Annotated in this window: 8 protein-coding genes and 1 rRNA gene; 3 read left to right on the top strand and 6 right to left on the bottom strand. The window is 39.4% G+C overall.

The window, feature by feature from the left end:
* Window positions 1-5: 5 nt before the first annotated feature.
* Both mioC and asnC read right to left on the bottom strand, forming a co-directional pair.
* On the bottom strand, window positions 6-446 hold the full coding sequence (gene mioC, locus AACV01_RS16580) for an FMN-binding protein MioC (protein WP_004249871.1): 441 nt from the start codon (window positions 444-446) through the stop codon (window positions 6-8).
* 100 nt (window positions 447-546) lie between these two features.
* On the bottom strand, window positions 547-1,008 hold the full coding sequence (asnC, locus tag AACV01_RS16585) for a transcriptional regulator AsnC (protein WP_004246603.1): 462 nt from the start codon (window positions 1,006-1,008) through the stop codon (window positions 547-549).
* Between the two features lie 160 nt (window positions 1,009-1,168).
* On the opposite strand from asnC, the gene asnA reads away from it, so the two are divergent.
* Window positions 1,169-2,161, top strand: a complete 993-nt coding sequence (gene asnA / locus AACV01_RS16590; RefSeq protein ID WP_004246604.1) for an aspartate--ammonia ligase — start codon at window positions 1,169-1,171, stop codon at window positions 2,159-2,161.
* Here asnA and viaA read toward each other — a convergent pair whose 3' ends face one another.
* Window positions 2,162-3,619 carry an ATPase RavA stimulator ViaA gene (gene viaA, locus AACV01_RS16595; protein WP_046335304.1) on the bottom strand — a complete coding sequence of 486 codons (1,458 nt, stop codon included), beginning with the start codon at window positions 3,617-3,619 and terminating at the stop codon, window positions 2,162-2,164.
* A gap of 7 nt (window positions 3,620-3,626) precedes the next feature.
* Window positions 3,627-5,126, bottom strand: a complete 1,500-nt coding sequence (gene ravA / locus AACV01_RS16600) for an ATPase RavA (protein ID WP_017827657.1) — start codon at window positions 5,124-5,126, stop codon at window positions 3,627-3,629.
* 280 nt (window positions 5,127-5,406) lie between these two features.
* Between ravA and rbsK the strand changes: the two genes are divergently transcribed.
* Complete coding sequence (gene rbsK, locus AACV01_RS16605; protein WP_161682186.1) at window positions 5,407-6,333, top strand: ribokinase; 927 nt, start codon at window positions 5,407-5,409, stop codon at window positions 6,331-6,333.
* A 79-nt stretch (window positions 6,334-6,412) separates the two neighbouring features.
* Here the strand turns inward: rbsK and mdtD are convergent, their stop codons facing one another.
* Window positions 6,413-7,810, bottom strand: a complete 1,398-nt coding sequence (gene mdtD / locus AACV01_RS16610) for a multidrug transporter subunit MdtD (RefSeq protein ID WP_012368605.1) — start codon at window positions 7,808-7,810, stop codon at window positions 6,413-6,415.
* Window positions 7,811-7,890: 80 nt separating this feature from the next.
* On the bottom strand, window positions 7,891-8,577 hold the full coding sequence (locus tag AACV01_RS16615) for a FadR/GntR family transcriptional regulator (protein WP_004249867.1): 687 nt from the start codon (window positions 8,575-8,577) through the stop codon (window positions 7,891-7,893).
* Window positions 8,578-9,071: 494 nt separating this feature from the next.
* On the opposite strand from AACV01_RS16615, the gene AACV01_RS16620 reads away from it, so the two are divergent.
* Window positions 9,072-10,614: ribosomal RNA gene (locus AACV01_RS16620) — 16S ribosomal RNA — on the top strand.
* Window positions 10,615-10,636: the final 22 nt, after the last annotated feature.

Genomic DNA, 10,636 nt, shown 5'->3' on the forward strand with positions numbered 1-10,636 from the left:
TCGATTTAAAGTAAGTTTTTCCAAGTTGTAAGCCATTCCTCTGCTGGATCTTCCGGAATGTCGTGTTCTTGTATATCTATTTCTAGGCGATCACCTAATCGAACAGCCCCTTTTTCTATTAGTTTTTGATCTAATGTTCTGATCGCACCACAGAAAGTGTCATATTCACTACTTCCTATACCTACAGCACCGAAAGAAACTTTACTTAGATCAATGCCGTCTGCTGAGATTTCGTCAGCAAATGGCTGGAGGTTATCTGGGATCTCACCTGCACCGTGTGTGGAAGTGATCACCAACCAGATCCCTTCTTGCGGAAGATCATTAAGAGAAGGCCCATGGTGTAGATCTGTCTCAAATCCCTCTTTAGATAAGATCTCTTCGAGGTGTTCGGCGACATATTCAGCACTACCCATGGTGCTGCCACTAATTAGCGTGACTTTTTTCATTCATGATCTCCTTATGTTCAAGACGCGCTATTGTACGCTGTGAATCACTTGGGATCTACCTGTGGATAATGTGGTTATAAAAAAAAATAGTTTTTTTTCGTTATGGCTTGATTGTCCTTGTTATCGGGTTTTGCAAAGAGATCAAGGTTTCTGTCGATTGGATTTCATCAATAGTCTGAATTTTGTTGATAAGTACGTCTTGAAGCGCTTCGATGCTTTTACACATTACCTTAATAAAGATACTGTATTGACCTGTTGTATAATAAACCTCAACCACTTCATCTAACTTATCTAGCTTATCTAATGCGGTATGGTAGTCTTTGGCACTTTTTAAAATGATGCCAATAAAGCAGCAAACATCAAACCCTAGTTGTTTTTCACTTATATCTACGCGTGTCCCCGTAATAATTCCTGCTTGCTTCATTTTTTCAACACGAACATGAATTGTGCCCGGACTTACTGCAAATTTTTTAGCTAATTCAGCATAAGGTGTTCGAGCATTCGCCATTAAAGCGTGAAGTATGTCACGATCGAGATTATCGATCTGATAAATATTGTCCATAAAATCCCCCTGTTTTTAATGATAATTCATTTTTATAGTGTTTTTTTTAACGATTTTAAATAGGCAAGGCTATTTTTAATGAAGTATATTGAATTTACCCCCACTTTTGTTGCTTAATCTATCTCAGCAAAACACAACATCGCCACTAGGGATATAAAAAATGGAAAAATCATTCATTCAGACTCAACAACAAATTAGCTTTGTTAAATCATATTTTTCACGTTTATTAGAAAAAGAATTAGGCCTGATTGAAGTTCAAGGACCGATCTTAAGTCGCCTTGGTGATGGAACTCAAGATAACTTATCTGGTCATGAGAAGGCCGTACAGGTTAAAGTGAAATCTTTACCTGATTCTACCTTTGAAGTTGTCCATTCATTAGCAAAATGGAAACGTAAAACATTAGGTCGTTTTGGATTTAGTTCTGGTCAAGGTCTTTATACACATATGAAAGCCTTGAGACCAGATGAAGATCGCTTAACGCCAATCCATTCTGTCTATGTTGATCAGTGGGATTGGGAAAAAGTGATGGAAGGTGAGGAGCGTACACTACCTTACCTTAAGCAGACAGTGGGTAAAATCTATCAGGCTATAAAAGAAACTGAAAAAGCCGTCAGCGATGAATTTGGTCTGACACCGTTCCTGCCAGATCAAATTCAATTTATTCACACTGAAGAACTGTTACGCCGCTACCCTGATCTTGATGCTAAAGGTCGTGAAAAAGCGATAGCTAAAGAATATGGTGCTGTTTTCTTAATCGGTATTGGTGGAAAACTATCAAGTGGCGAAGCTCATGATGTAAGAGCGCCAGATTATGATGACTGGACAACACCTAACGAAGATGGCTTTGCAGGGTTGAACGGCGATATTTTAGTTTGGAACCCAGTATTGCAAGATGCTTTTGAAGTGTCGTCAATGGGTATCCGCGTTGATCCAGAGACATTAATGCGTCAGCTAACTTTAACTGATGATACTCAACGTCTTGAGTTAGATTGGCACAAAGCATTAATGCATGGCGATATGCCACAAACAATTGGTGGCGGTATAGGTCAATCACGTTTAGTCATGCTACTTTTGCAAAAAGAGCATATTGGACAAGTACAATGTGGCGTTTGGCAACAAGACACCCGTTTAGCTTTTGCGGATATGCTGTAATTATTGACGCCAACGTCGTAGTAATCGACTTTTTAACCCAGTGTCAAAACGCCATATGTGGTCGAAAATTTTCATAATACTGGGTTTACCATAATTGGATAGGGTAACCGCATGGAAGCGATTATGCTGTTGCTGTTGGACTTTTTTGATTTTATTGATTAGGTTTTCGGGTAACCTTTGGGCAACAAAGTCAGAAATAACAACAGCATCAGCGTCTTTCCATGTGGGGGTATTAAGCTTATCTGCTACCTCATTTAAACAAGATGCTAAATCAGTTCCACCTCTAAATGTTTGATTCAAAAATTTAACAAGTTCTTGTAATCCATCAGAAGAAGATAATTGGTAATGGATCATTTCTGTTGAAAACAGCATGACATGACAGGCACGGTTATCCGCTAGTGCTATTTTCATTAGTGCTAAACCAAAGGCTTTAGCACATTGCTCATTAAATCCCCCCATAGAGCCAGAAGTGTCGATACAAATGATAAAAGGGCCTCTTGGCCGTTCTTCATCAAGGTGATGAGTGACTGGGCGTAATACTGTGCGTTCCTGCCAACTATCACCCTGTAAACGATAAGTATTGAGCTGTTTTTCAATGAGTTTACGATAAAACTCATACTCAACTTCATTTATGCCTAATAAAGCTAGTTCAGCAGGTAATAAACGTAAAATATCATCACTTAAGCCTATACCATTTACTTGTTCTGGCGTGGTATCCGGTGCTTTTTCAACGATTGTTATTGATTCAAAAATCACACTCTCTTCAGGAAGCGATTTCGCCGTTTTACTTCGCCCCAGTAAGCTGGCCAATTTATGTAATTCAGGTTGTTGATTTAGAAAATCACTATAACGTTGAATAATTTTCTCATCATAGGGGGTTTTGGTAATAACGCCTTTGCTCATATCCCATAAACGGCCTGCAGCTCGTTCATTTTCAGAAAATGTATTACTTAAACTGCCACTTAATGCTAAGCGTTCTTGTAGTTCTGCAAGTAACTGCTCTTGCTCTTGTTCAAACAGTGCTTTATGTAATGTCGTGACTTGAAATATTAAACTAATGCGCCAGCGTTGAATAAATAGAGCTTGTTGAGCTGGAGAAAAAGGTTTATTTGCTTTTATTAGTTGTGTTGCTTCTATAACAAATGAAGAATCAAGCTGATTTAGTTCTGTAAGAATATTGTCCACTTGCTGATTAAAAACAGCATTACATAATGATTGCGTTTGCTGATAAAGTGCAAATTCATCTGCGATGATGGTCGGCACCAGTGTTTCTTTTACTTTTTCTTGTAAGCTTTTTTTCCATTGATAAATGTCTTTTAGTAATGCTTTTTTTAATCTTGGGTGTTTTTCAAAAAAAACAGCTAATTGAGGAGAAGCTAATAAAGTGATAATCACTTCTTCTATAAGCTGTCCTTCGTTTATCGCTAAAAGCATATCGATGGTAGAAAGTGTTAGCATGGCATGGTCACTTTATTTGACTTCTTAATTGAGATAATTTTTCATTCAATTGCAAAAAGCTTTGTTCTATAGAAATGAGCCAATCATTATCAATAAAGATATTGGGTTGATGATGATTAAAATTTTCTTGTTCAGAATAAATCTCTTGGGTGAGATCTTTTAATTTATCTAACCATTGTTGATTATCTTCAATAGGCTCTGTTTTGATGCTTTCTGACTGTTGGTATAACGACGTTGTTCGGCGACTAACATCCAACACCTCTAAGACACCATCTTGACGAATTTGTGCATTAATAGATTGTGGGAAACCAATACCATTTAATCTGGCAGAGAGTTCATCACCTTTATCTAAGAAAGTTTCTAATGCTTTTTTTTCAACAGTTATAAAGTTAACTTGAATACTATGTATATGCAGTGGAATATGTAAAAACAGCGTAAATTTATCAGACTGCATTTTTTCTGATAATTTGAAATGTATATTTCTACCAAACATACTACTTTGTTTTTCAAAGCGAAATGCTTGTTGATCTTGTTTACTTCTTGTCGATTGCATCCATTCTGCCCACAGATTTTCTATTTTCTGTAAAAGTGTTAGCTGGTGGTATGCTTGTTCTGTTAATAGTGTTTTTAATAAGTCATTTAGCAGCGCAAAAGAAGCTTGATCATGCCAAAGGCAATCTTTTAACAGAATAAGATCTAAAGGTGATATAGCACTACGACCATTAAAAAAAGCACTGGCCTGTAATAGACGAACCGCTTTTTTCCAACGCCTGTCTGAAACATAAGGTGCTGCATCACTTTTATCGAGTGAGTCGCGAAGTTGATAAATTAATTCGAATAAGTGGTCATTCAAAGTAATTTTTTCTAACTCTGTTTGCCAAAGTAAAAATTCTTCTGTTGTAATTTGTAGTTGTTCAGGAATACGAAAAGCGCTGACCTCTTTATTAACTAATAACGCCCGGAAGTTTTTTTTATCTTGTACTTTTGATAACCAAATTCTAATCAGCATTCGATCATAAAGCGCTTCAAGACTGCTGTCTGAATCAGGTAGTTCATTAGAAGCCGAAACTAACAAACGCATGGGAATACTTACTTCGTTTTCGCCATTGCGAAATTTACGTTCATTAATTGCCGTTAATAAGGTATTCAAAATAGCGGGACCGGCTTTCCATATTTCATCAAGAAAAACAATTTCGGCGTCAGGTAAATAACCTTCGGTTAAACGTTGGTATTTTCCTTCATCTTTTAATGCTTGAATGGATAGTGGACCAAAAATTTCTTCAGGTGTTGAAAAACGGGTCATTAAATATTCAAATGCTTTAGCGTGTTTAAATGCCTCTTTCATTCTTCTCGCAATTAAGCTTTTAGCAATACCTGGAGGACCTAGCAAAAAAACGCTCTCTCCACTTAGAGCCGCGAGTAAGCAAAGCCGTATCGCTGATTGACGTTCATAAAGCCCAGTTTCAAGGTATTGGCTAAGTTGTGAGATCCGTTCTGCAAGTTGCATAAAGGCTCCTAATTAGGGTACTTATTTTCGTTATAGAGATGAAACTATCAAAAAATGAGTAATGACATATAGTCAATTATTCAATTAGTACACAATTCGTTTATAACAAAAATCGATTCAGCTTCCTACTGCTTCTTTTGGTTCTTTTTTGTTTTGCTGGCGAAACGTTTCGATGGTGATCACGTTTTTTCATTAATGTTGCTGAGATGATCGATTTAAAATACGACATGTCATCAATTAATGGCATTAAAACATTATCACTTGATAGTAAGGAAATATCATGGAAGCGAAGAAATTAGTGATTTTAGGTAGTGTTAATGTCGATCATATTCTTAATGTTGCTCATTTTCCGCATCCTGGTGAAACTATTTCCGGTAATCAGTATCAGATGGTTTTTGGGGGTAAAGGTGCAAATCAAGCCGTCGCTGCAGGGCGTTGTGGTGCTAATATTACCTTTTTAGCTTGTCTTGGAAATGACGATATTGGTCAAAGTGCTAAAGCTCAGCTGATCACAGATAAAATAGATACAGATTGTATTGAATTAATTGATGATGAAGCCACGGGGGTTGCGTTGATTTTTGTTAATCAGCAAGGTGAAAACGTTATTGGTATACACGCTGGAGCCAATGGAAGGTTAAACAGAGAATATGTTGAACGTTATAACTCGGTGATTAAAAAAGCAGATGCTTTACTTATGCAATTAGAATCACCTCTAGATTCTGTATTAAAAGCGGCTCAAGTCGCTAAACAAGAAAGTGTGCAAGTTATATTAAACCCTGCACCAGCACAGGCTTTACCAGATGAATTATTATCTCTCGTTGATATCATTACACCTAATGAAACAGAAACTGAATACCTCACGGGGGTAAAAGTTATTGATGATGAAAGTGCTCAACGTGCATCTAATATATTACATGATAAAGGGATAGAAACCGTTGTAATTACTTTGGGTAGCCGTGGTGTTTGGGTTAGTCAAAATAATCAAGGAACGATGGTTCCGGCATTTAAAGTGACCGCAATAGATACTATTGCTGCAGGAGATACATTTAATGGCGCTTTTATAACGGTTTTATTAGAAGGTTTACCAATGATGAAGGCGATTAAATTTGCGCATGCAGCCGCCGCTATCGCTGTTACTCGTGCAGGAGCACAACCGTCAGTACCTTGGCGCCATGAAATTGAAGCTTTTTTGTCGCAGCATGACTAGCGTAAAAATAAGATTATCGCTATTTAGAGTGGCGTATAAAAGAGAGCTATAGGCTCTCTTTTTTTTATATCTCAACTAATTAGTTTTCATTTTTCTTCTTATTAGTAAGGTTATCACCATCATGCTTATTAAGTAATAAGAAGACAAATGAAGAGAGTAGTGTAATAGCGCCGACAGTAATAAAAGTATAATGGAAGTTATCTACCGTAGAGCCGGCATTTTCTGCATCAAAATAATTTAAGATAGAAGCACTTACTGCAATACCAAAACTAATCGCTAGTTGTTGAGTGACGGCTAAAACACTATTGCCTGAACTGGCATTATTGTCAGTTAAGTCAGCGAGTGAAATAGTATTCATCGAAGTAAATTGAATTGACATGACAACACCTAATAAAAAGAGTGGTAATACTAGGTAATAAATAGACATATCAGGTGATTGTAAGGAAAACTGTGCAATCATCAGACCTATAATAATGGTTATTCCAAATAGTGTCCGGCGATAGCTAAATGTCACTAAGACTTTTGTCACAAAGGATTTGGCGAGTATAGAGCCCAAAGCCATTGGTGCCATCATCATACCTGAGATAATAGCAGGATAGCCAAAACCTACTTGTAACATCAGTGGCATTAAGAAAGGAATGCATCCTGTTCCTAAGCGCGTTGCGATATTACCCGCAATACCGACAGAGAAAGTCCGTGTTTTGAATATATTTAATGGTATTAAGGGTTGCTGGTGGCGTTTAGCGTGATTGATATAGAGACCGAGTAAAAAGAAGCCACCTAAAATCACCGCAAGAGGGATATATCGAGAGATGTTTTTATCGCCAAAAAGATCGAGGCTGACGGATAACATGACTAAACCAAAACCAAAGAAAATAAAACCGAGTAAGTCAAATTTACGTTTTGGCATCGTAAAATTAGGCATATGTTTTATGGCGTAAAAAATACCAAGTAAGCCAATAGGAATATTAATAATAAATATCCAATGCCAAGAAGCATAGGTGACAAGGATCCCTCCCAATAATGGACCCGCAATTGGCCCCACAAGCCCCGGCATGGTGACAAAGTTAAGAATGGGAAGGAGTTCGCTACGAGGATAAGCTCTTAATAAAGCAAGACGAGCAACCGGCATCATCATTGCACCACCTATTCCTTGTATAACCCGCGAAATTACCAAAAAAGCAAGGTTAGGAGAAAGTGCGCATAATAATGAACCGCCAGAAAAGAGTGAAACGGCGATAATGAAAATCTTGCGAGTCCCAAATCTATCAGCTAGCCATCCACTTACAGGAATTAATAAAGCTACCGTTAAAGTATAGCTAATTACGGCTGATTGCATGGCGAGAGGGGAGTGATTAAGACTTTTAGCTATATCAGGGAGTGCCGTATTTAATATAGTCGCATCTAATGACTGCATAAAAAAAGCCATTGCAGCGATCCAGGGCAACCCTGACATATTTTTGGCGGATTTTAACATGTAACAGATACCGTCTTTCTTTTATATTTAGCTTATTAGCCAGTATAAACAAAAAGACAATAAAATCGTATTAAAAATACTCAGTCATTTATTAATAGTATTAAACAAAGATCACGCGCTCTATTTCCATCTCCTTCTATAATCGCTTGTACAATTTGATTATGAGTTTCAGGCTGTACTGTTTCATTGCCAACAATTAAATCAAAATATTTTTTGTAGGCAGATAGAAAAAGAGAACCAAAAGAGGCAAAAAATGGATTGCCACTGGCTTGATAGATTAGATAGTGAAATTGTGTATCAATATCTAACCAATGCTGACGGTTAAAGTTATCTTTGAGTAGCTGCATTTCTGTTGCTAGAAATAATAGCGACTCTTTTTGTGTCTCTGAAGCATGTAATGCAGCTAAATAACAAGCTTGAGGTTCTATTGCTAAACGAACATGATGGAAATAATGACTCACCTTATTAAACTCACCGCTATCTATCCACCAATTAAGTAAATCATTATCTAATAGATTCCAATTTTGCATTGGCGTAACTCGAGTACCTATTCTTGGGCGAGGTAGTAACATACCTTTTCCAGCAAGCATTTTTATTGCTTCACGAATAACAGTTCGACTGACTGAAAGTAGTTCAGCGAGTTCTATCTCACCAGGTAATAAAGATTCAGGTTCGTAGTATCCAGAAAGTATTTGTTTACCTAGCTTTTCAGCAACAATATAAGAAAGATTTTTTTGGGATGCTGAGCGTTGTTCGCTTAGTTGCATAATAATAGTTACCTTTACCATAATTTGCTTTCTATATTACGTGAGTAATAGCAATAAAGCTGTTTGGATTTTAATCTATCAGTGTAAAATTAGAGCATTTTCATTCGTTTTGTTGAAAAATAGAGCGAACAGAAAAAAAATTGAAATAAATACTTGCGCTAATCTGAGAAGCCCCTATAATGCGCACCCACTGACCGACGATGAGCTAACAACAGCAACGACGGAAAGGGAAGAGAAAAGAAAAGAGTTTGAAAAAACTCTTGACTCTTCAGAGGAATAGCGTAATATACGTCTCCTCGCAACAACGCGGAAGACCGGAAACGGCAGCGATAGTTGCACTGCTCTTTAACAAATTATCAGACAATCTGTGTGGGCACTCGCAGAGACGATATCTTCTAAAAAATTAGATGTATCAAGTCTTGAAGAGTGACTAACAAGTTAATTCATATAATGAATAAGCTAAGTTTTCGATTTCTTTGAGCATCAAACACTTTTAATTGAAGAGTTTGATCATGGCTCAGATTGAACGCTGGCGGCAGGCCTAACACATGCAAGTCGAGCGGTAACAGGAGAAAGCTTGCTTTCTTGCTGACGAGCGGCGGACGGGTGAGTAATGTATGGGGATCTGCCCGATAGAGGGGGATAACTACTGGAAACGGTGGCTAATACCGCATAATGTCTACGGACCAAAGCAGGGGCTCTTCGGACCTTGCACTATCGGATGAACCCATATGGGATTAGCTAGTAGGTGGGGTAAAGGCTCACCTAGGCGACGATCTCTAGCTGGTCTGAGAGGATGATCAGCCACACTGGGACTGAGACACGGCCCAGACTCCTACGGGAGGCAGCAGTGGGGAATATTGCACAATGGGCGCAAGCCTGATGCAGCCATGCCGCGTGTATGAAGAAGGCCTTAGGGTTGTAAAGTACTTTCAGCGGGGAGGAAGGTGATAAGGTTAATACCCTTGTCAATTGACGTTACCCGCAGAAGAAGCACCGGCTAACTCCGTGCCAGCAGCCGCGGTAATACGGAGGGTGCAAGCGTTAATCGGAATTACTGGGCGTAAAGCGCACGCAGGCGGTCAATTAAGTCAGATGTGAAAGCCCCGAGCTTAACTTGGGAATTGCATCTGAAACTGGTTGGCTAGAGTCTTGTAGAGGGGGGTAGAATTCCATGTGTAGCGGTGAAATGCGTAGAGATGTGGAGGAATACCGGTGGCGAAGGCGGCCCCCTGGACAAAGACTGACGCTCAGGTGCGAAAGCGTGGGGAGCAAACAGGATTAGATACCCTGGTAGTCCACGCTGTAAACGATGTCGATTTAGAGGTTGTGGTCTTGAACCGTGGCTTCTGGAGCTAACGCGTTAAATCGACCGCCTGGGGAGTACGGCCGCAAGGTTAAAACTCAAATGAATTGACGGGGGCCCGCACAAGCGGTGGAGCATGTGGTTTAATTCGATGCAACGCGAAGAACCTTACCTACTCTTGACATCCAGCGAATCCTTTAGAGATAGAGGAGTGCCTTCGGGAACGCTGAGACAGGTGCTGCATGGCTGTCGTCAGCTCGTGTTGTGAAATGTTGGGTTAAGTCCCGCAACGAGCGCAACCCTTATCCTTTGTTGCCAGCACGTAATGGTGGGAACTCAAAGGAGACTGCCGGTGATAAACCGGAGGAAGGTGGGGATGACGTCAAGTCATCATGGCCCTTACGAGTAGGGCTACACACGTGCTACAATGGCAGATACAAAGAGAAGCGACCTCGCGAGAGCAAGCGGAACTCATAAAGTCTGTCGTAGTCCGGATTGGAGTCTGCAACTCGACTCCATGAAGTCGGAATCGCTAGTAATCGTAGATCAGAATGCTACGGTGAATACGTTCCCGGGCCTTGTACACACCGCCCGTCACACCATGGGAGTGGGTTGCAAAAGAAGTAGGTAGCTTAACCTTCGGGAGGGCGCTTACCACTTTGTGATTCATGACTGGGGTGAAGTCGTAACAAGGTAACCGTAGGGGAACCTGCGGTTGGATCACCTCCTTACCTAAGAGATACGTGTTATGTG

The sequence above is a fragment of the Proteus sp. G2609 genome (genome assembly GCF_963896135.1).
GTDB lineage: Bacteria > Pseudomonadota > Gammaproteobacteria > Enterobacterales > Enterobacteriaceae > Proteus > Proteus mirabilis.

Coding starts and splice junctions, on each gene's coding strand:
- mioC (WP_004249871.1), bottom strand. CDS start 446: ATGAAAAAAGTCACGCTAATTAGTGGCAGCACCATGGGTAGTGCTGAA.
- asnC (WP_004246603.1), bottom strand. CDS start 1,008: ATGGACAATATTTATCAGATCGATAATCTCGATCGTGACATACTTCAC.
- asnA (WP_004246604.1), top strand. CDS start 1,169: ATGGAAAAATCATTCATTCAGACTCAACAACAAATTAGCTTTGTTAAA.
- viaA (WP_046335304.1), bottom strand. CDS start 3,619: ATGCTAACACTTTCTACCATCGATATGCTTTTAGCGATAAACGAAGGA.
- ravA (WP_017827657.1), bottom strand. CDS start 5,126: ATGCAACTTGCAGAACGGATCTCACAACTTAGCCAATACCTTGAAACT.
- rbsK (WP_161682186.1), top strand. CDS start 5,407: ATGGAAGCGAAGAAATTAGTGATTTTAGGTAGTGTTAATGTCGATCAT.
- mdtD (WP_012368605.1), bottom strand. CDS start 7,810: ATGTTAAAATCCGCCAAAAATATGTCAGGGTTGCCCTGGATCGCTGCA.
- AACV01_RS16615 (WP_004249867.1), bottom strand. CDS start 8,577: ATGCAACTAAGCGAACAACGCTCAGCATCCCAAAAAAATCTTTCTTAT.